The organism is Lysobacter enzymogenes, from assembly GCF_900106525.1.
GTDB lineage: Bacteria > Pseudomonadota > Gammaproteobacteria > Xanthomonadales > Xanthomonadaceae > Lysobacter > Lysobacter enzymogenes.
Genome location: NZ_FNOG01000005.1, coordinates 529,233 through 548,851, shown reverse-complemented (window position 1 = coordinate 548,851; position 19,619 = coordinate 529,233). Strand labels below are relative to the sequence as shown.

Here is a 19,619-nt window from a genome sequence, read left to right as displayed (position 1 = left end):
TCCGCGCATGAGCGCCACGCTGCATTACTTCGGCATCCGCCACCACGGCCCGGGCTGCGCGCGCAGCCTGCGCAAGGCCCTGGACGCGTTGCGGCCGGATTGCGTGCTGATCGAAGGCCCGGCCGGCGCCGAAGCGCTGGCGGTCGAGCATCTGCGCGATGCGGGTCTGCAGCCGCCGGTGGCGCTGCTGTCCTACGGCGCCGACGATCCGCAACTGGCCGTGTTCCATCCGTACGCCGAGTTCTCGCCGGAATGGCAGGCGATGCGCTGGGCGGCGGAGCAGGGCGCGGCGCTGCGTTTCATCGACGTGCCGGCCGGCGCCAGCCTGGCCTGGCAGCGCGCGCGGCACGAGCGACTGGGCGGCGGCGAACCCGCGCCGACGGCGGGCGAGGGCGAGGCGGCGCCGCAGGAGCTGGCCGACGACGCGGCGGCTGCGCAATCGGCGACGGACGAACGCGAGGCTATAGAAACGACCGAGCCGGCCGCCGCCGAGCGCCGCGAACCGCACCAGGACCCGCTCGACTGGCTCGCCCACGCCGCCGGTTACGCCGACGGCGAGAGCTGGTGGAACCACATGGTCGAAGAGCGCGGCGACGGCGAAGGCCTGTTCGAAGCCATCGCCGCGGCGATGGGCGAGCTGCGCGAGAACGCCGAACTGCGCAATGGACTGGACCCGCACGAGGAAGCCTTGCGCGAGGCGCACATGCGCAGCGGCATCCGCGAAGCGGCCAAGCAGGGCTTCGAACGCATCGCCGTGGTCTGCGGCGCGTGGCACGTGCCGGCGTTGACCGGCAAGGCCACCGCCGCGGCCGACAAGGCCTTGCTCAAGGACCTGCCCAAGCTCAAGTCCGCCGCCACCTGGGTGCCGTGGACCTATCGCCACCTCAGCAGCGCCAGCGGCTACGGCGCCGGCATCGATTCGCCGGGCTGGTACGAACACCTGTGGCGCAACGGCGGCGGCGATGCGCGCACGGTCGGCTGGTTCGCGCGGGTCGCGCGGGTGTTGCGCGAGCACGCGCTGGACTGCTCGTCCGCGCACCTGATCGAAGCCGCGCGCCTGGCCGATACGCTGGCCGCGCTGCGCGAGCGCCCGGCGCCGAGCCTGGACGAGCTCAACGAAGCCACCCTGAGCATCCTGTGCAACGGCGACGCCACGCCGATGCGGCTGATCGAGCAGGCGCTGATGATTGGCGAACGGATCGGCTCGGTGCCCGAGTCGGTGCCGACCGTGCCGTTGCAGCGCGATCTGGAAGCTCAGCGCAAGCGCCTGCGGCTTAAGCCCGAAGCGCTGAGCAAGCCGCTGGAGCTGGACCTTCGCAACGACACCGACCTGCAGCGCAGCGAACTGCTGCACCGGCTGCTGCTGCTCGACATCGGTTGGGGCCGACTCGGCGGCGCCGGGCGCTCGCGCGGCAGTTTCCGCGAGGTGTGGGAACTGGCCTGGCAGCCGGCGTTCGAGATCGAGCTGATCGTCGCCAGCCGTTACGGCCAGAGCGTGGAACAGGCTGCGACCGCGCGCTCGATCGAGCACGCGCGCCAGGCCGAGCGCCTGCCCGTCCTGTCGCGCCTGATCGACCGCGTGCTGCTGGCGAACCTGCCCGGTGCGGTCGAAGCGGTCGTGGCCGAGTTGCAAGCGCGCGCGGCGGTCGACGCCGATCCGCTGTCGCTGCTGGCCGCGCTGCCGGCGCTGGCCAACGTGCAGCGCTACGGCAACGTGCGCAACACCGACGCGGCGCAGGTGCGGCATCTGTTCGACGGCATGCTCGCGCGCGCCTGCATCGGCCTGACCCTGGCGCTGGGCGGCCTCGACGAAGAGGCCGCTGGCGATGCGCGCGAAACCTTGCTCGGCGCCGACCGCGCGGTGGAACTACGCGACGACGAAACCCAGGTCGCGACCTGGCGCGGCGCGCTGCGCCAGCTGGCGCTGTCCGCGAGCGCCACGCCGCTGCTGCGCGGCCTCGCCACCCGGCTGCTGTTCGACACCGGCGCGTTCGACGGCGAAGCGGTGGCGCGCGAGCTCAGCCTGAACCTGTCGCAGGGCGCCGAGCCGCTGCAAGCGGCGCAGTGGCTGGACGGCTTCCTCAACCGCAACGCCGCCGTGCTGCTGCACGACGACGCGGTGTGGGCGCTGATCGACGGCTGGATCTCGAACCTGGGCCACGAGCATTTCCTGCGTGTGGTGCCGCTGCTGCGGCGCAGCTTCGCCGAGTTCGAGGCCGCCGACCGGCGCGACCTTGGCGCGCGGGTCAAGCGCCCGCTCGGCGCGGCGCCGGCTGTGGCGGCGCAATCGACTTGGGACGCCGCGCGTGCGGCGCGCGCGTTGCCGCTGCTGCGCGAACTGTTCGGCCTGAGCGCCATGGGAGACGCGCATGAGCGCTGAAACGAACGCCGACGCGATTGCGGCCGCCGACGCCGCCGACGCGGCGACGCCGAGCACGCGCGAGCAGCGCTGGCGCATGGTCCTGGGCAGCGAAGCCCAGGACAGTTGCGGCGCGCTCGGCGCCGGCCTGTCGCCGCTGGACGCGGCCCTGGCCGCGCTGTACGAACCCACCGGCCCGGGCTGCCTGTCGCGACGCGGGGGCCGCGGCGGCTCGGCGCCGAACGTGGCGCGCTGGCTCGGCGATATCCGCAAGTACTTCCCGGCCAGCGTGGTCCAGGTCATGCAGCGCGACGCCCTGCAACGCCTGGACCTGCGCCAGATGCTGCTGGAAAAGGAGATGCTCGAAGGCATCCAGCCCGACGTGCACATGGTCGCCAACCTGGTCTCGCTGTCGGGCGTGATCCCGGCCGAGACCAAGGAAACCGCGCGGCTGGTGGTGCGGCGCGTGGTCGAGGAACTGATGCGCAAGCTCGAAGAGCCGATGCGCTCGGCGGTGACCGGCGCGCTCGACCGCGCCCGCCGCACGCGCCGTCCGCGCCATGCCGAGATCGACTGGAACCGCACCATCCGCGCCAACCTCAAGCACTGGCAGCCCGAATACAACACCATCATTCCGCAGCAGTTGATCGGCTACGGCCGCAAATCGCGGCGGCCGCAGCGCGAGATCACCTTGTGCATCGACCAGAGCGGCTCGATGGCCGCCTCGGTGGTGTACTCGAGCATCTTCGGCGCGGTGATGGCCTCGCTGCCGGCGGTGGCGACGCGGCTGGTGGTGTTCGACACCGCGGTGGTCGACATGACCGAACAGCTCGACGACCCGGTCGACCTGCTGTTCGGCGTGCAACTCGGCGGCGGCACCGACATCCACGGCGCGGTGGCCTATTGCCAGGGCCTGATCCGCGAGCCGCGCAACAGCATCCTGGTGCTGATCTCGGATCTGTACGAAGGCGGAGTGGAAGCCAAGCTGCTGGTGCGCGCGCAGGAGCTGGTCGAGGCCGGCGTGCAGTTCATCGTGCTGCTGGCGCTGAGCGACGAAGGCCGGCCGGCCTACGACCAATCGCTGGCGGCGAAACTGGCCGCGCTGGGCGTGCCCTCGTTCGCCTGCACGCCCGATGCGTTCCCGGGCCTGATGGCCGCCGCGATCCGCCGCGACGATGTCAATCAGTGGGCGGCGGTGAACGGGTTGGTACCGACGCGGGCGGAGGGGTAGGGCGCGGTTTGCGCTTGTTGTACGTAGCTGAGCGACCTCCACGTCATTCCGGCGAAAGCCGGAATCCATGTCGCCGTTGCCCTTGCTCTTCGCTCCCCCCGCCGCTGCGAACTCGCCACAGGCAACCGTAGACCCGAAGGGCGGCGCGCAGGACGCGCGCCGTGCGCCACCCAGGCCAGGGATGGCCTGTGTGGCGCATCCCCGCGCACGCGCCGCCCGCTAGTGGCTCTTGATCCGAAAACAAGGAAAGCGCCTTTCTTTGGTTACTTTCTTTGGCAAGACAAAGAAAGTGACCCGGCCGCTTGCGGACGGAAGCTGTTGATGTTGGCTGGTCGTCGCTCGTTGCTACGAGAAAAGCACAAACAACATCAAAATGGATTCCGGCTTTCGCCGGAATGACGGCATGTGGTTGCGGGCTTCGGGAGGTTGCGGCGGAGCTGCGTCGCTGCGGTTGGTCCCGGCTCGCGCCGCTCCTACAGTCGGATACGAAACTCGCCGAAGCCCCTGTAGGAGCGACGCAAGTCGCGACCAACCGAAGCAACGCAGCCCCGCCACAACCACCCGAAGCCCCAAACCCTCCAGCCCGTCATTCCGGCGAAAGCCGGAACCCATTTTGACGTTGCTGTTGCTTCTGCCTCTCTCGTAACAACGAGTGACGACCCGCGAAGATCAAAGGCTTCCGTCCGCAAGCGGCCGGGTCACTTTCTTTGTCCAAAGCAACAAAGAAAGTAACCAAAGAAAGTGCTTTTTCCTGTTTTCGAATCAAGAGCCACTAAGGTTCGGAGCGGGCGCGGGGATGCGCCACACAGGCCATCCATGGCCTGGGTGGCGCACGGCGCGCGTCCTGCGCGCCGCCCTTCGGGTCTACGGTTGCCTGTGGCGAGTTCGGGGCGGCGGGGGGAGCGAAGAGCAACAGCAACAGCGACATGGATTCCGGCTTGCGCCGGAATGACGGCAGGGTGGATTCGGGCCTGCGCTGGAATGACGGCAGGGCGGATTCGCGCCTGCGCCGAAACGGCGACGTAGCGGGCGCCGCCACGAGGCCGAAAAACGCAAAAGGCCCGGAGCCGAAGCCCCGGGCCTTTCGTGCGGCCGAACCGGCTTACGCCGCCTTCCTCGCCGCCAACTGCCGCAGCACGTAGTGCAGGATGCCGCCGTGGCGGAAGTACTCCGCTTCCTTCGGCGTCAGCAGCAACACCTTGGCTTCGAAGGTCTTCTCGCTGCCGTCGGCTTTCTTCGCCGTCACCGTCGCGGTCTTGGCCTTGCCGTCGTCCAGCCCGGTCACGCTGACCACTTCCGAGCCGTCCAGGCCCAGGCTCTGTGCGTTCTCGCCGTCCTTGAACTGCAACGGCAGCACGCCCATGCCGACCAGGTTGGAGCGGTGGATGCGCTCGAAGCTCTCGGCGATCACCGCCTTGACCCCTAGCAGGTTGGTGCCCTTGGCCGCCCAGTCGCGCGAGGAGCCGGTGCCGTATTCCTTGCCGGCGAACACCACCAGCGGCACGCCGTCGGCCTTGTACTTCATCGCGGCGTCGTAAATGGCGAGCTTTTCCGGCGCGGCGCCGTCCTTGCCGTAGTACAGCGTGTTGCCGCCTTCTTCGCCGCCGAACATCAGGTTCTTGATGCGGATGTTGGCGAAGGTGCCGCGCACCATCACATCATCGTTGCCGCGGCGCGAGCCGTAGCTGTTGAAGTCCGCCGGCTGCACGCCGCGCGAGATCAGGAAGCGGCCCGCCGGCGAATCCTTCTTGATGTTGCCGGCCGGCGAGATGTGGTCGGTGGTGATCGAGTCGCCGAACAGGCCCATGACCCGCGCGCCGTGCACGTCGTCGATGCTGCCGACCTGCATGGTCATGCCGTCGAAGTAGGGCGGGTTCTTGATGTAGGTCGAGGACTCTTCCCACTGGAACGACTCGCCGTCCGGCGAGGCGATCTGGTTCCAGCGGGTGTCGCCCTTGAATACGTCGGCGTAGTTCTGCGCGAACAGCTCCGGACCAACCGTTGCGGCGATGGTGTCGCCGATCTCTTTGTTCGACGGCCAGATGTCGCGCAAGAACACGTCCTTGCCATCCGAGCTCTTGCCGATCGGCTCCTGGGTCAGATCGATGTTGACCGTGCCGGCGATCGCATACGCCACCACCAGCGGCGGCGAGGCCAGGTAGTTGGCCTTCACTTCCGGATGCACGCGGCCTTCGAAGTTGCGGTTGCCCGACAGCACCGAGGCGACCACCAGTTCGTTCTCGGCGATGCCCTTGGACACTTCCTCCGGCAGCGGGCCGGAGTTGCCGATGCAGGTGGTGCAACCGTAGCCGACCACGTAGAAGCCGAGCTTCTCCAGGTCGTCGAGCACGCCGGCCTTCTTGAGGTAATCGGTGACCACCAGCGAGCCCGGGCCGAGCGAGGTCTTGACCCACGGCTTGGACTTGAGCCCCAGGCGCGCGGCGTTGCGCGCGAGCAGGCCGGCGCCGAGCATCACCGCCGGGTTGGAGGTGTTGGTGCACGAGGTGATCGCGGCGATCACCACCGAGCCGTCGGACAGTTCGGCGTCCTGCTCCTGGATGCGGATCTTCGACACCGGCTTGGCCGCGAGGTGGCTCGCCTGCGGCTGGTTGCCGCCTTCGCCGTTGAGTTCCTCGATCGCGCAGCCCACGCCCTTGGGCTTGCGGTTGGCGATCAGCGGGCCGAGGCTTTCCTGGAAGTTGCTGTGCACGTTCTCCAGCAGCACGCGGTCCTGCGGGCGCTTGGGGCCGGCCAGCGACGGCTTGACCTCGCCCAGGTCGAGTTCGAGCGTGGCCGAGTATTCGGCATGCGCCTGGCCCGGTTCGTGCCACAGGCCCTGGGCCTTGGCGTAGGCCTCGACCAGGGCGATCTGCTCTTCGCTGCGGCCGGACAGGCGCAGGTAGGTCAGCGACTCGGCGTCGATCGGGAAGATGCCGCAGGTCGCGCCGTATTCCGGCGCCATATTGGCGATGGTGGCGCGATCGGCCAGCGGCAGGTGCTGCAGGCCGTCGCCGTAGAACTCGACGAACTTGCCGACCACGCCGTGCTTGCGCAGCATCTGGGTGACGGTCAGCACCAGGTCGGTGGCGGTCGCGCCTTCGGGCAACTGGCCGGTCAGCTTGAAGCCGACCACCTGCGGAATCAGCATCGACGAGGGCTGGCCGAGCATGGCCGCTTCGGCTTCGATGCCGCCCACGCCCCAGCCGAGCACGCCGATGCCGTTGATCATCGTGGTGTGGCTGTCGGTGCCGAACACGGTGTCGGGGAAGGCCTGCAGTTCGCCGGCGACCTCGCGGCCCATCACCACACGGGCGAGGTTTTCCAGGTTCACCTGGTGGACGATGCCGGTGTTCGGCGGCACCACCTTGAAGTTCTCGAACGACTTCTGGCCCCAGCGCAGGAAGCTGTAGCGTTCCTTGTTGCGCTCGAATTCGATCTTGCCGTTGAGGTCGAGCGCGTCGGGGCGGCCGAACACGTCGACCTGGACCGAGTGGTCGATGACCAGTTCCGACGGGATCAGCGGGTTGATCTGCTTGGCGTTGCCGCCGAGCTTGCCGACCGCGTCGCGCATCGCCGCCAGGTCGACCACGCAGGGCACGCCGGTGAAGTCCTGCAGGACCACGCGCGCGGGCATGAACGCGATCTCGGTGTCGGGTTCCTTCTTCGGCTCCCAGCGCGCCACCGCTTCGATGTGGTCCTTGCCGACCGTGGCGCCGCCGTCTTCATGGCGCAGCAGGTTTTCCAGCAGGATCTTCATCGAGTAGGGCAGGCGGGCGATGTCGAAGCGCTCGCCCAGGACCGGCAGGCTGAAGTAGGTGTAGTCGCGGCCGTTGACGGACAACTGGCGGCGGGTGGAAAACGAGTCGCTCATGCGTTGAACTCCTGTGGAGGTGCTGGCTCGCGCCTCGCGCCGGGCGAGGATCTGCTTGCGGTGGACCGGGCGGCGCAGTGCGTGGCGGGGTCTGTCGGCCGATTATCCACCAGTTGCGCAGGGCCGGATGTGCACGTGGTGTCGAGGTGGTTCGGCCGGTGCGCGGGGTGCGGCGGTGCGGTGCGCGTCGGTGGTCGGGGTTTTTCGGCTGTTTCGATGGCGCGTAGTTTTTTCGGGAGCGCGGTCCGGCGCGGGACACAACACAGCGTTGCGTAAAGCCGCGCGATGGCGGCGGCGCGGCCGGCGGGTTCGAGCGTGCGCGCGGCTCGGTCGAACCGCTAGGCGCGCCGCTGCTTCGCGAACGTTGCGTCGATGCTCGTTCGCGCGACGTTTCGCCGCGGACGATGGTGCCGCGGTTTTGTTGCGGGACGGTCGCCGGCTCGGTCGAGCCGGCGTAGGGGCGGGCGCTTCGCGCTGACTTTTTGTCGGCGTCGCGAGCGGGCGCGGGTCGCTTTACCGGCGGTCGGGCACGTGGCGACGCTCTTCGCGGCGGCGCGCGTCTCAAGCTGGCCCCGCGTTTGTATGTCACAGGCGTGGTGGAGAGTTCCCGGTGCAGGTGTCCGTGGCCGGGCCTTGGTTCCGCCAGACGCCGTTGCGGACTACCGGCAGCGCACCCGCCCGCCGATACCAGCGCCAGCTGAACGCCGGGGGCAGGCGATTTCGGGTGAGCCGCGTCGGCAGCGGCTCAGTCGGCGCCAGATTCCCAGTAACTCACTGAATAATATTGATTTTAATCTGTGAGTCCGACCGTCTCGCCGGGCCCCAAGCCAGCCAGCCCAGCCACCGCCCTTAGCCCGCCACCGCCCCAGGTATGTATAATCTGCGCATACTTTCTGGAGCGTACTCATGGAAGCGACCGTCGCCGAGCGAGGCCAGATCACCCTGCCCAAGGCGGTGCGCGACGCGCTCGGCCTGACCAAGGGCACGCTGCTCAAGGTCGAGCTGGACGGCAGCCGCATCATCCTGCGCAAGAGCGTGGACGACGCGATCTCCAAGGCGCGCGGCAAGTTCGCCCTGGACGGCTTCGATTCCGGCGAAGACGCCGCACGCGCGATGCGCGACGAGGAATGAGCCGGTGATCGCGGTCGACTCGCCGGTCCTGATCGAACTGTTGAGCGACGGCCCGCAGGCCGACGCAGTCGAGTCCTGCCTGCGCCAGAGCCTGGTCGGCGGCCGGGTGGTGATCTGCGATGTCAGCCTGGCCGAGATCTGCGCGGCGCTGCGCGGCGGCGCGCAAGCGCAGGAAGCGCTGGAAGAAATGGGCATCCACTTCAGCGCGCTGGAAGCCAAGTCGGCGTTGCGCGCCGGCGAGATGCACCGCCGCCATCGCCAGCGCGGCGACGGTTCGCGCGGCTTCGGCGGGTTTTTGATCGGCGCCCACGCGCTGCTGCAATGCGACGGCCTGATCACCTGGAACGACACGTTTTACCGCGACTACTTCAAGGGCCTGAAGCTGATCGTGCCGCAAGCCTGAGCCCATGTGACACCCGGTCGCTTCGATGGCTGGCGCTCCGACCGAGCCCGTTGCCCACCCCGTTCGATTCGGCCGGTTCCACCCAGATTTTTTCCACCCAGATTCACGCGGAGAATTGTTTATGTTGGAAGCCTATCGCCACCACGTTGCCGAGCGCGCTGCGCTGGGCATTCCGCCGCTGCCCCTGACCGCCCAGCAGACCGCCGAGGTCATCGAACTGCTGAAGGCGCCGCCGGCGGGCGAGGGGGATTTTCTGCTGGATCTCATCACCAACCGTGTCCCGGCCGGCGTCGACGACGCGGCCAAGGTCAAGGCCTCGTACCTGGCCGCGGTCGCCTTCGGCACGGAGAGCAACGCGCTGATCCCGCGCGCCCGCGCCACCGAACTGCTGGGCACCATGCTCGGCGGCTACAACATCCATCCGCTGATCGAACTGCTCGACGACGCCGAAGTCGGCACCGTCGCCGCCGAAGCGCTCAAGCACACCCTGCTGATGTTCGACGCCTTCCACGACGTGCAGGACAAGGCCGAGAAGGGCAACGCCAACGCCAAGGCCGTGCTGCACAGCTGGGCCGACGCCGAGTGGTTCACCAGCAAGCCGGAAGTGCCGCAGTCGCTGACCGTCACCGTGTTCAAGGTGACCGGCGAGACCAACACCGACGACCTGTCGCCGGCCCCGGACGCGACCACCCGCCCGGACATCCCGCTGCACGCGCTGGCGATGCTCAAGAACAAGCGCGATGGCATCGAGCCGGAAGAAGACGGCAAGCGCGGCCCGATCGCCTTCATCGAATCGCTGAAGGACAAGGGCCACCTGGTCGCCTACGTCGGCGACGTGGTCGGCACCGGCTCCAGCCGCAAGTCGGCGACCAACTCGGTGCTGTGGTTCACCGGCGAAGACATCCCCTTCATCCCGAACAAGCGCTTCGGCGGCGTGTGCCTGGGTTCGAAGATCGCGCCGATCTTCTACAACACCATGGAAGACGCCGGCGCCTTGCCGATCGAACTGGACGTGTCGCAGATGGACATGGGCGACGTGGTCGAGCTGCGTCCGTACGAGGGCAAGGCGTTCAAGAACGGCGAGCTGATCGCCGAATTCGCGCTCAAGTCCGACGTGCTGCTGGACGAAGTCCGCGCCGGCGGCCGCATCCCGCTGATCGTCGGCCGCGGCCTCACCGCCAAGGCGCGCGAAGCGCTGGGCCTGGCGCCGTCGACCCTGTTCCGCTTGCCGCAGAACCCGGCCGACAGCGGCAAGGGCTATTCGCTGGCGCAGAAGATGGTCGGCCGCGCCTGCGGCCTGCCCGAAGTCGATGGCGTGCAGCCGGGCATCCGTCCGGGCACCTACTGCGAACCGAAGATGACCTCGGTGGGCTCGCAGGACACCACCGGCCCGATGACCCGCGACGAGCTCAAGGACCTGGCCTGCCTGGGCTTCTCGGCCGATCTGGTGATGCAGTCGTTCTGCCACACCGCGGCCTATCCGAAGCCGGTCGACGTCAAGACCCACCACGAGCTGCCGGCCTTCATCAGCAATCGCGGCGGCATCGCCCTGCGTCCGGGCGACGGCGTCATCCACTCCTGGCTCAACCGCATGCTGCTGCCCGACACCGTCGGCACCGGCGGCGACTCGCACACCCGCTTCCCGGTCGGCATCTCGTTCCCGGCCGGCTCCGGCCTGGTCGCGTTCGCCGCGGCCACCGGCGTGATGCCGCTGGACATGCCCGAGTCGGTGCTGGTGCGCTTCAAGGGCGAGCTGCAGCCGGGCGTGACCCTGCGCGATCTGGTCAACGCGATCCCGCTGGCCGCGATCAAGTCCGGCGAGCTCACCGTCGCCAAGCAGGGCAAGAAGAACATCTTCTCCGGCCGCATCCTCGAAATCGAAGGCCTGCCGCAGCTCAAGGTCGAGCAGGCGTTCGAACTGTCCGACGCTTCGGCCGAACGTTCGGCCGCCGGCTGCACGGTCAAGCTCGACAAGGAACCGATCATCGAATACCTCAACAGCAACATCACGCTGCTGAAGTGGATGATCGCCGAAGGCTATGCCGACCCGCGTTCGCTGTCGCGCCGGATCAAGGCGATGGAAGCGTGGCTGGCCAACCCGCAGTTGCTGGAAGGCGATGCCGACGCCGAGTACGCCGCGGTGATCGAGATCGACCTCAACGAGATCGTCGAGCCGATCGTCGCTTGCCCGAACGACCCGGACGACGTGAAGACCCTGTCGGACGTGGCCGGCGCCAAGATCGACGAAGTGTTCATCGGTTCGTGCATGACCAACATCGGCCACTTCCGCGCCGCGGCGAAGCTGCTGGAAGGCAAGCGCGACATCCCGACCCGTCTGTGGGTCGCGCCGCCGACCAAGATGGACGCGTCCGAGCTCACCAAGGAAGGCCACTACGGCACCTTCGGCACCGCCGGCGCGCGCATGGAAATGCCGGGCTGCTCGCTGTGCATGGGCAATCAGGCGCAGGCGCGCGAGGGCGCGACGGTGTTCTCCACCAGCACCCGCAACTTCCCCAACCGCCTGGGCCGCAACACCAACGTGTACCTGGGTTCGGCCGAACTCGCGGCGATCTGCTCGCGCCTGGGCCGGATCCCGACCCGCGAGGAATACATGGCCGACATCGGCGTGATCAACGCCAACGGCGACAAGATCTACCGCTACATGAACTTCGACCAGATCGCCGACTACAAGCAGGTCGCCGACACCGTCGCGGCCTGATTCTTCAGGTCGGTTGAAACGAAAAACCCCGGCTTCGGCCGGGGTTTTTTGTGGGCGTCTGCGCTTGGCTTATTGGATCGCCTGAGGCTGAGCTGGCGCGGTCGGTCGATTGGCGCGGTCGCGGCTCGCGCCGCTCCTACAGGAACTCCATGCCGCTGCGTGGCGACGGCCGCCGCCTGTAGGAGCGGCGCAAGCCGCGACCGCGCAACTCCATGCTCCCGCGCCAGCGCGAAGCGCCCGCGACTGCGACCCGCCTCAATCCAAGCGCGCGTCGATCGAATCCACCATCGCCCGCTTGCGCAGGACGAAATCCCAGTAGCTGCCGCCGAGCTGGCGCCACAGCACCGCCGAGCGCACCGCCGCCAGCAGCACCGCGCGCACCTCGGCGACCACGCCGGGCTGGCCGAGGTAATGCGGATTGCCCTGCACCAGCACGCGCGGGCGCAGGTGGCTGAGGGTGTCGGCGTAGAGCGTGCCGAGCGCGGCGATCACGTCCGGATGGGCGCTGCCCAGGCGCTGGGCGTTGTCGGCCTGCGCGCGGATGCCGCTGAGCACTTTTTCGGTCATCGCGCCGTCCTGGACGAAGCGGCGCTCCAACTGCAGCACGGCCAGGCCCAGGCGCGGCAGGTGTTCGTCCTTGACCCGGCTGCTGAAGTAGTCCTGCGCCAGCATCAGGCCCGGGCGCAGCTGGGCGATGCCGCCGTAGACCGCCGAGGGCGAGGAGGCGTCGATGCGGAACACCGAGTCCAGCGCGGTCTGCAGCACGCTCGCGTTGGCCTGGCCGGTGTCGGCGATGCGCCGCACCTGGGCCAGGGCCTGGGCGAGGCCGGCGAGGGCGAGGGTGCGTTCGGAAAGTTCGGCCATTACTGAGTCGTCGTCGAAGAAAGAGAAGTCTTGCCAAGGCCCGGCACCGGCGCGTCGGTGGCGGCGATCACCGCGCCGCCGAGGCACTCGTCGCCGGCGTACAGCACCAGCGACTGGCCCGGGGTCACCGCGCGTTGCGGCTGCGCGAAGCGCAGCGACAGGGTACCGTCATCGCCGACCTCGACCTCGCACGATTGGTCGGGCTGGCGGTAACGGGTTTGCGCGGCGCAGGCGAAGCGGCGCGCGGGCGGCGCGCCGGCGATCCAGTGCGCGGCCTCGGTGGTCAGCGTGTGCGAGCGCAGCCACGGCGTGTCGCTGCCCTGATCCACGTACAGCACGTTGCCGGCGACATCCTTGCCGATCACATACCACGGCGCCTGTTCGAACCCGCGCACGCCGCCGATGTTGAGGCCTTCGCGCTGGCCCAGGGTGAAATAGAACACGCCCGGATGGCGGCCGATGGCGCGCCCGTCCGGGGTGCGGATCTCGCCTTCGCGCGCCGGCAGGTAGCGCGACAGGAACTCGCGGAAATCGCGCTCGCCGATGAAGCAGATGCCGGTGGAGTCCTTCTTGGCCGCGGTCGGCAACTGCGCGGCGCGGGCCATCTCGCGCACGTCGCGCTTGAGCAGTTCGCCCAGCGGGAAGCGGGTCGCGCCGAGCTGGGCCTGGCCGAGCTGGTGCAGGAAGTAGCTCTGGTCCTTGCTGCGGTCCAGCGCCTTGAGCAGGCGGAAGCGGCCGTCGGCCGCATCGACCCGGGCGTAGTGGCCGGTGGCGATGTAGTCGGCGCCCAGTTCGCGCGCGGCGTCGAGAAAATGCTTGAACTTGATCTCGCGGTTGCACAGCACGTCGGGATTGGGCGTGCGCCCGGCCGCGTATTCGGCGACGAAGTGCTCGAACACTCCGGCCCAGTACTCGCCGGAGAAATCGCGGAAGTGGATCGGCAGGCCGAGCCGGCCGGACACCGCCACCGCGTCGCGGCGGTCGTCCTCGGCGCGGCAGTCGCTGCTGCCGTCGTCGGCCCAGTTCTGCATGAACAATCCCGACAGGGCCTGCCCGGAATCGCGCAGCAGCAGCGCGGCGACCGAGGAATCGACCCCGCCCGACATGCCTACGATGGTGTCCGCCGACCGAGTCATGACCGTCACGTCGACGCGCTGGCGTCCGCGAAGTGCTGGAGCAGGTCGAGCGAATGGCGGCGCCCGCCGAGGTAGTCGGCGGCGACCTGCCACACCAGCGGGCTGCGGTGCTGCGGCGCGCGCGCCTGCAGCTCGGCCGGGGTCATCCAGATGGCCTGGACGATGCCCTCGTCGAGCGGCCGCGCGGGATCGAAGCTCAGCGGCTCCGCAGCGAAGGCGAAGCGCAGGTAATGGCGCCCGCCGCTGCCGTCGTCGGCCGCCGGCGCCTTCCACTGGTAGGCGCCGACGAAGGCGGTCAGGCGCACCTGCCAGCCGGTTTCCTCAAGGGTCTCGCGCAACGCGGCCTCGACCAGGCTCTCGTCGGGTTCCAGGTGGCCGGCCGGCTGGTTGAGCACCAGGCGCCCGCCGACGGTCTCCTCGACCATCAGCAGGCGGCCGCCGTCGACCACCACGGTGGCCACGGTCACATCGGGTTGCCAGAAGCGGCCTTCGCGATAGCTCACGTCAGAATTCGTCCTGCCCGGGGGTGAGTTCGGCTTCCATCTGGTCGGCGGCGCGCACCGCGTAGTCGATGGCGTCGTCCAGGGTCTGCTGCGACGCGTCGGCGTCGATCTTGACCACGAACACCGCCACCCCGTCCTGGCTGACCCAGCCGCCGAGCTTGCTCAGCTGGCCGTCTTCGAGCAGGCGGTTGGCGATCGCCGCCGGCAGCGCGCCGCCGTCGCCGGTGCGATAGGCCGGCGACCAGATCTCGCGCACCTTGAGCGAACCGAAGCGCTGGGTGCGCGAAAGCACGTAGGCCATCTGGCTGCGCTTGTCGTCGTCGAGGCTGAAGGTGAGGATGAAATCGCCGTCGCCGTCGAGCTGGTACTTGTAGCCCAGCGCGTCGAGCTGGGCGCGGACCTGCGGATCGCCGTCCTTGGAGACGGCGCGCGCGCCGTCGCCGCCGGGCGGCTCGGTCTGGCGGGCCTTGGCCTGGCCGGCGGCGGGCTTGACCTCGGCGGCCGGCAGCACCGGCGTCGCCGCCGGCGCGGCGACGGACGCCCACGCGGGCGCGGCGGCGAGTGCGCCCAACAGCAGCGCGGCGCGGGCGAGTCGGGACGTGGGGCCGGGCGGAAGGCCGGGAGTCGGGCGCATGCGGGTCCTTGAATTCTGCGACGGCGGCGCAATCTGCACCGACGGCTCCGCTACAAATGGCGGCGCTGCGGCATTTTGCAATGCGGCCGTGCACGCGTCCACGCCGCGTCGCCGCCGCTCCTCGTCCCGCCAAGGGCCCACCTCGCACCGGCCGCGCCGAACAGGGCGGCGTCTATAATCCACGCATGGCCAAACAGACCGATCACGAACACAGCCACGGGGTGCTGGTGGAAGCCGGCAAGCCCGAACTGGCGCGCCCCCCGCTTTATTCCGTCCTGCTGCTCAACGACGACTACACCCCGATGGACTTCGTGATCGAGGTGTTGATGCGCTTTTTCCCGATGAACGTCGAAAAAGCCACCCAGATCATGCTGCACGTCCACACCCGCGGCCGCGGCGTATGCGGCGTCTTCACGCGCGAAGTTGCCGAATCGAAGGTAGCGCAAGTGAACGAATTTTCAAGGATGCATCAGCACCCCTTGCTGTGCACGATGGAAAAGGCCTAAAAGGGAGCTGAAGCATCCCCCCGGGGCGGGGCATGGAAAAGCCGGCGAGCGCCCCCACGTAGCGAGCATACGTCCTGGAGGCTCCGCCCCATGTTCAGCAAGGATCTCGAATACAGCATCGGCCAGTGCTACAAGCGCGCCCGCGAGGCGCGCCACGAGTACATGACGGTCGAACACCTGCTGCTCGCACTACTCGACAACCCGTCCGCCGAGGCCGTCCTCAAGGCCACCGGCGTGGACTTCGCGCGATTGCGCAGCGACCTGGAGCAGGCCATCGCGACCTCGGTCCAGGTGCTGCCCGACGACGTCGACCGCGACACCCAGCCCACCCTGGGCTTCCAGCGCGTGCTGCAGCGCGCGGTCTACCACGTCCAGTCCTCGGGCAAGAAGGAAGTCACCGGCGCCAACGTGCTGGTGGCGATCTTCGGCGAGAAGGACTCGCACGCGGTCTACTTCCTCAACCAGCAGGACGTGGCCCGCCTGGACGTGGTGAACTACCTCTCCCACGGCATCGTCAAGCACAACGGCGAGGACGGCCACGCCCACCACGAGGAAGAGCCCAAGCCGGCCGAAGGCATGGAGGGCGAGGGCAAGTCCGACGCCCTGGCCGAGTTCGCCAGCAACCTCAACCAACTCGCCCGAGAAGGCAAGATCGACCCGCTGGTCGGCCGCGCCGACGAAGTCGAGCGCACCATCCAGGTGCTGTGCCGCCGGCGCAAGAACAACCCGCTCTACGTCGGCGAGGCCGGCGTGGGCAAGACCGCCATCGCCGAAGGCCTGGCCAAGCGCATCGTCGACGGCGAGGTGCCCGAGGTGTTGCGCAACGCCACCATCTTCGCCCTCGACCTGGGCGCGCTGGTGGCCGGCACCAAGTACCGCGGCGATTTCGAAAAGCGGCTCAAGGCGGTGCTGGCCCAGCTCAAGAAGCAGCCCGAGTCGATCCTGTTCGTCGATGAGATCCACACCATCATCGGCGCCGGCTCGGCCAGCGGCGGCACCATGGACGCCAGCAACCTGATCAAGCCGGCGCTGTCTTCGGGCGAGCTGCGCTGCATCGGCTCGACCACGTTCCAGGAATACCGCGGTATCTTCGAAAAGGACCGCGCGCTGGCGCGGCGCTTCCAGAAGATCGACATCATCGAGCCCACGGTCGGCGAGACCTACCAGATCCTGCAGGGCCTCAAGCCCAAGTACGAGTCGCACCACGGCGTGACCTACGCCGACGACGCGCTGCAGGCCGCGGTCGACCTGTCGGTCAAGCACATCGGCGACCGCCTGCTGCCGGACAAGGCCATCGACGTCATCGACGAGGCCGGCGCGCGCCAGCGGCTGCTGCCGGAGAACGCGCGCAAGAGCCTGATCGACATCGAGGAGATCGAGACGATCGTGGCCAAGATGGCGCGCATCCCGACCAAGCAGGTCTCGGCCAGCGACAAGGACGTGCTCAAGAACCTCGAGCGCAACCTCAAGATGGTGATCTTCGGCCAGGATCCGGCGATCGAAACCCTGGCTTCCGCGATCAAGCTGGCGCGCTCGGGCCTGGGCAATCCGGACAAGCCGATCGGCAACTTCCTGTTCGCCGGCCCTACCGGAGTGGGCAAGACCGAGGTGACCAAGCAGCTCGCGCTGCAGCTGGGCATCGAGCTGGTGCGCTTCGACATGTCCGAGTACATGGAGCCGCATTCGGTCAGCCGTCTGATCGGCGCGCCTCCGGGCTACGTCGGCTTCGACCAGGGCGGCCTGCTGACCGAGAAGATCGTCAAGACCCCGCACTGCGTGCTGCTGCTGGACGAGGTCGAGAAGGCGCATCCGGACATCTTCAACATCCTGTTGCAGGTGATGGACCGCGGCATGCTCACCGACACCAACGGGCGCGAGGCCAACTTCAAGAACGTGATCGTGGTGATGACCACCAATGCCGGCGCGGCCCAGGCCTCGCGGCGCTCGATCGGCTTCACCAAGCAGGACCACTCCACCGACGCGATGGAAATCATCCGCAAGAGCTTCTCGCCGGAATTCCGCAACCGCCTCGACGCGGTGGTGCAGTTCCAGGCGCTGGGCTTCGAGCACATCCTGCGTGTGGTCGACAAGTTCCTGATCGAGCTGGAGACCCAGTTGCACGAGAAGAACGTGTCGCTGTCGGCCACCCCGGCCGCACGCGACTGGCTGGCCCAGCACGGCTTCGACCCGCTGATGGGTGCGCGGCCGATGGCGCGGGTGATCCAGGACCAGATCAAGCGTCCGCTCGCCGACGAACTGCTGTTCGGCAAGCTGGTCGGCGGCGGCCGGGTCAGCATCGATGTGCGCGAGGATCAGCTCGTGGTCGAGGCGCAGCCCGAGCCGGAGCGTTTGCTGCCCGCGACGGTGTGAGTGTTTCGGCCGCGGTTGCGGCATAAGAAAAGGCGGCCTTCGGGTCGCCTTTTTTCTTGTCCGGCATCGCGGGTTGCGCGGTAAGCGCGGTGTCGCGGTCGCGGCTTGCGCCGCTCCTACAGGGACTTCGGCAAGTTACGTGTCCGACTGTAGGAGCGGCGCAAGCCGCGACCGCGCTACCCCGACTGCGCCGCAATCGTCGTTTCGCATCGTCGCTGCGACCGCCACGAGAAACCCGCATGCGAAACCTTCCGCATGCGGCGCGGCGGCATCGGCGTCGCCGCGCGCGCGGGGACGCGCGCGGCGGGCCGGATCCGCTCAAGGCGGACGCTGCGAGCGAACAGCGCCGCGATCGACGGCTCAGCGCTTGATGTAGCGCTTGAAGGCTTGTTCGTCGATCTTTTCCACACGCGAAATCGAACACAGATCGCGTTGCGTGGCCAGCTTGGAGCCCTGCGGGCACAAGCGGCCTTCCTGCTTGTCGGTGGAGATCTTGAGCTTGGCCGAATAGCCCAGGTCGTTGCAGCCGTAGCGCATTTCGGCGCGGTAGTACTGCGCGCCGTCCTGGATCGCCACGGCGCTGTCGCCGGCGCGGCGCACGACGTGCGTGGCGCCCAGGTCGACGCATTCCGACAGCGGATCGGCGGCGAAGGCGGGCGCGGCGATAACGGTAAGCGCGGCGGCGAGAGTGAGGGCAGACAACAGCTTCATGCGTGCATCCTTGGCGTGGGTAGAGGGCGGGGCTTGCGGATCAATCTATTGAGTGCGCGGCGCGACCGAATCTGGAGGAAGTCGCGGTGACCTTCGTCATGCCATGACCTCCGGCCTAGACGCGCGGCAGCGCTTCGCCATCGCCGCGTTGCTGCGCGGCGTTTCGTGTCTGGCTGGATGCGTAGATGCATGTGCGCGTCGAATGGTTGCAGCGCGTTGCGCGCTCGTCGCCTGCGCATGCGCACGGTGCGCACCGCGCGATGCGAGTTCGATGCGATGCAGTGGAGCGACGACAACGCGGTGCGTGCGGGTCGCTGCGATGAGGCGATGCGGCGCGGCGCAGTCTGCGCCGAACGCGCAAGCCTCGCGCCCATGCGCGACTCGCGCGAACCCGCTGCATCGTTGCAAGGCGAAGTTCGACGCGCGAGCGCCATCACTCGCGCGTGCTGCGTTGCAGCGCCCAGCCCGCGCGAAACGCGCCCTGCGTCGCAGGCGCGATGCGCGAACCCGCGTGAGCCCTGTCGGTTTTGCCAGTGCGCGCCGGGGGCGCGCGCGGCCCGGTGCTAGCGTCCGCACGCCCGCAGATCGCGGGCGGCGGCCGCTGCGGCCGTCTTAACCGGGAACAGGAGTCCGATGCGATGAAGAAACGTTCTCTCGCGGCCTTGGCCGCATTCGTGTTCGGTTGCGCGGTGATCACCACCGCCACCGCCGCCGGCGATGCCTGCCAGACCTGCTGGACGCGCTACAACAAGTGCGTGGCGGTCATGGACGTGCAGACCTGCGAGTACCAGGTCGAGATGTGCCTGAAGAACAACGGCTGCCCGAACCCGCCGTGGTGAGCGCCGTAGCCGCGCGCGTCCCGCGCGAGCGGGGCGGCGCGGCGCCGATGAGCGAATAAAGGAGCGTCCATGAAAACTCGCCACATGCTGCTCGCGGCGCTGGCCGCGTTCGTGTTCTCGGCCGCGGCGGTCGCCGGCCCGGGCGGCGGCTGCAAGCAATGCCGTACCGAGTACCAGATCTGCCAGGCCAACGGCGGCGAAGCCGGCACCCGCGATTGCGAAACGCCGTTCAGTCAGTGCCTGATCGCGGCGGGGTGCCCGCTGGAGTGAGCGGCGCGGCGGCGGCAGCGCCGCCGCGCAGGTCCGCGGGCCTTGGCGAACCTTGCCCGGGCGTTTCGCGCG

The 19,619-nt window shown here is 68.5% G+C and carries 15 protein-coding genes; 9 read left to right on the top strand and 6 right to left on the bottom strand.

The genetic code is table 11. The features are described from left to right. The first annotated feature begins 7 nt into the window (after positions 1-7). The gene (locus tag BLU84_RS15215) at positions 8-2,380 is read left to right on the top strand and encodes a DUF5682 family protein (protein WP_074868812.1); all 2,373 of its coding nucleotides are present in this window, start codon (positions 8-10) and stop codon (positions 2,378-2,380) included. Then, the gene (locus tag BLU84_RS15210) at positions 2,370-3,590 is read left to right on the top strand and encodes a VWA domain-containing protein (RefSeq protein ID WP_074868808.1); all 1,221 of its coding nucleotides are present in this window, start codon (positions 2,370-2,372) and stop codon (positions 3,588-3,590) included. The genes BLU84_RS15215 and BLU84_RS15210 overlap by 11 nt, the downstream gene beginning before the upstream one ends. A 1,102-nt stretch (positions 3,591-4,692) precedes the next feature. Here the strand turns inward: BLU84_RS15210 and acnA are convergent. Continuing rightward, a complete protein-coding gene (gene acnA, locus BLU84_RS15205) occupies positions 4,693-7,461 on the bottom strand; it encodes an aconitate hydratase AcnA (RefSeq protein WP_074868805.1) in 2,769 nt (922 codons plus the stop codon). Positions 7,462-8,367: 906 nt separating this feature from the next. Here acnA and BLU84_RS15200 point away from each other — a divergent pair. The 3 genes from BLU84_RS15200 to acnB all read left to right on the top strand — a co-directional run bounded on the left by BLU84_RS15200 (position 8,368) and on the right by acnB (position 11,714). Continuing rightward, positions 8,368-8,592 carry an AbrB/MazE/SpoVT family DNA-binding domain-containing protein gene (locus BLU84_RS15200; RefSeq protein WP_074868802.1) on the top strand — a complete coding sequence of 75 codons (225 nt, stop codon included), beginning with the start codon at positions 8,368-8,370 and terminating at the stop codon, positions 8,590-8,592. Between the two features lie 4 nt (positions 8,593-8,596). Then, positions 8,597-8,995: a type II toxin-antitoxin system VapC family toxin gene (locus tag BLU84_RS15195; protein ID WP_074868799.1), complete on the top strand. Its 399-nt coding sequence runs from the start codon at positions 8,597-8,599 to the stop codon at positions 8,993-8,995. A gap of 121 nt (positions 8,996-9,116) precedes the next feature. Continuing rightward, complete coding sequence (gene acnB, locus BLU84_RS15190; protein WP_074868795.1) at positions 9,117-11,714, top strand: bifunctional aconitate hydratase 2/2-methylisocitrate dehydratase; 2,598 nt, start codon at positions 9,117-9,119, stop codon at positions 11,712-11,714. A gap of 255 nt (positions 11,715-11,969) precedes the next feature. Here acnB and hflD read toward each other — a convergent pair whose 3' ends face one another. Genes hflD through BLU84_RS15170 form a run of 4 tightly spaced genes read right to left on the bottom strand, consistent with a single transcriptional unit; the run spans position 11,970 to position 14,851 of the window. Further along, positions 11,970-12,578: a high frequency lysogenization protein HflD gene (hflD, locus tag BLU84_RS15185; RefSeq protein ID WP_074868792.1), complete on the bottom strand. Its 609-nt coding sequence runs from the start codon at positions 12,576-12,578 to the stop codon at positions 11,970-11,972. Then, positions 12,578-13,714, bottom strand: coding sequence for a tRNA 2-thiouridine(34) synthase MnmA (gene mnmA / locus BLU84_RS15180; RefSeq protein ID WP_074868789.1), 1,137 nt, complete (start codon positions 13,712-13,714; stop codon positions 12,578-12,580). The genes hflD and mnmA overlap by 1 nt, the downstream gene beginning before the upstream one ends. Before the next feature lie 5 nt (positions 13,715-13,719). Further along, positions 13,720-14,217 (bottom strand): NUDIX hydrolase, encoded by a 498-nt coding sequence (locus tag BLU84_RS15175; RefSeq protein WP_074868784.1) that lies wholly within the window; start codon positions 14,215-14,217, stop codon positions 13,720-13,722. A gap of 1 nt (position 14,218) precedes the next feature. Next, positions 14,219-14,851 (bottom strand): hypothetical protein, encoded by a 633-nt coding sequence (locus tag BLU84_RS15170; RefSeq protein ID WP_139175023.1) that lies wholly within the window; start codon positions 14,849-14,851, stop codon positions 14,219-14,221. A gap of 185 nt (positions 14,852-15,036) precedes the next feature. On the opposite strand from BLU84_RS15170, the gene clpS reads away from it, so the two are divergent. Together clpS and clpA are read left to right on the top strand one after the other, a co-directional pair. Further along, positions 15,037-15,357 carry an ATP-dependent Clp protease adapter ClpS gene (gene clpS / locus BLU84_RS15165; protein WP_074868781.1) on the top strand — a complete coding sequence of 107 codons (321 nt, stop codon included), beginning with the start codon at positions 15,037-15,039 and terminating at the stop codon, positions 15,355-15,357. Positions 15,358-15,447: 90 nt separating this feature from the next. Beyond that, positions 15,448-17,727, top strand: a complete 2,280-nt coding sequence (clpA, locus tag BLU84_RS15160) for an ATP-dependent Clp protease ATP-binding subunit ClpA (RefSeq protein WP_074868778.1) — start codon at positions 15,448-15,450, stop codon at positions 17,725-17,727. A 360-nt stretch (positions 17,728-18,087) separates the two neighbouring features. On the opposite strand, the gene BLU84_RS15155 is transcribed toward clpA, so the two are convergent. Beyond that, positions 18,088-18,438, bottom strand: a complete 351-nt coding sequence (locus tag BLU84_RS15155; protein WP_074868774.1) for a DUF6491 family protein — start codon at positions 18,436-18,438, stop codon at positions 18,088-18,090. Between the two features lie 638 nt (positions 18,439-19,076). Between BLU84_RS15155 and BLU84_RS15150 the strand changes: the two genes are divergently transcribed. Both BLU84_RS15150 and BLU84_RS15145 read left to right on the top strand, forming a co-directional pair. Further along, complete coding sequence (locus BLU84_RS15150) at positions 19,077-19,277, top strand: hypothetical protein (RefSeq protein WP_074868771.1); 201 nt, start codon at positions 19,077-19,079, stop codon at positions 19,275-19,277. Positions 19,278-19,346: 69 nt separating this feature from the next. Next, the gene (locus BLU84_RS15145; RefSeq protein WP_139175022.1) at positions 19,347-19,547 is read left to right on the top strand and encodes a hypothetical protein; all 201 of its coding nucleotides are present in this window, start codon (positions 19,347-19,349) and stop codon (positions 19,545-19,547) included. Positions 19,548-19,619 lie beyond the last annotated feature (72 nt).

What these genes read in the sequence shown, in the direction of transcription:
- BLU84_RS15215 (WP_074868812.1), top strand. Translation starts at nt 8, where the DNA reads ATGAGCGCCACGCTGCATTACTTCGGCATCCGCCACCACGGCCCGGGC.
- BLU84_RS15210 (WP_074868808.1), top strand. Translation starts at nt 2,370, where the DNA reads ATGAGCGCTGAAACGAACGCCGACGCGATTGCGGCCGCCGACGCCGCC.
- acnA (WP_074868805.1), bottom strand. Translation starts at nt 7,461, where the DNA reads ATGAGCGACTCGTTTTCCACCCGCCGCCAGTTGTCCGTCAACGGCCGC.
- BLU84_RS15200 (WP_074868802.1), top strand. Translation starts at nt 8,368, where the DNA reads ATGGAAGCGACCGTCGCCGAGCGAGGCCAGATCACCCTGCCCAAGGCG.
- acnB (WP_074868795.1), top strand. Translation starts at nt 9,117, where the DNA reads ATGTTGGAAGCCTATCGCCACCACGTTGCCGAGCGCGCTGCGCTGGGC.
- hflD (WP_074868792.1), bottom strand. Translation starts at nt 12,578, where the DNA reads ATGGCCGAACTTTCCGAACGCACCCTCGCCCTCGCCGGCCTCGCCCAG.
- mnmA (WP_074868789.1), bottom strand. Translation starts at nt 13,714, where the DNA reads ATGACTCGGTCGGCGGACACCATCGTAGGCATGTCGGGCGGGGTCGAT.
- BLU84_RS15170 (WP_139175023.1), bottom strand. Translation starts at nt 14,851, where the DNA reads ATGCGCCCGACTCCCGGCCTTCCGCCCGGCCCCACGTCCCGACTCGCC.
- clpS (WP_074868781.1), top strand. Translation starts at nt 15,037, where the DNA reads ATGGCCAAACAGACCGATCACGAACACAGCCACGGGGTGCTGGTGGAA.
- clpA (WP_074868778.1), top strand. Translation starts at nt 15,448, where the DNA reads ATGTTCAGCAAGGATCTCGAATACAGCATCGGCCAGTGCTACAAGCGC.
- BLU84_RS15155 (WP_074868774.1), bottom strand. Translation starts at nt 18,438, where the DNA reads ATGAAGCTGTTGTCTGCCCTCACTCTCGCCGCCGCGCTTACCGTTATC.
- BLU84_RS15150 (WP_074868771.1), top strand. Translation starts at nt 19,077, where the DNA reads ATGAAGAAACGTTCTCTCGCGGCCTTGGCCGCATTCGTGTTCGGTTGC.
- BLU84_RS15145 (WP_139175022.1), top strand. Translation starts at nt 19,347, where the DNA reads ATGAAAACTCGCCACATGCTGCTCGCGGCGCTGGCCGCGTTCGTGTTC.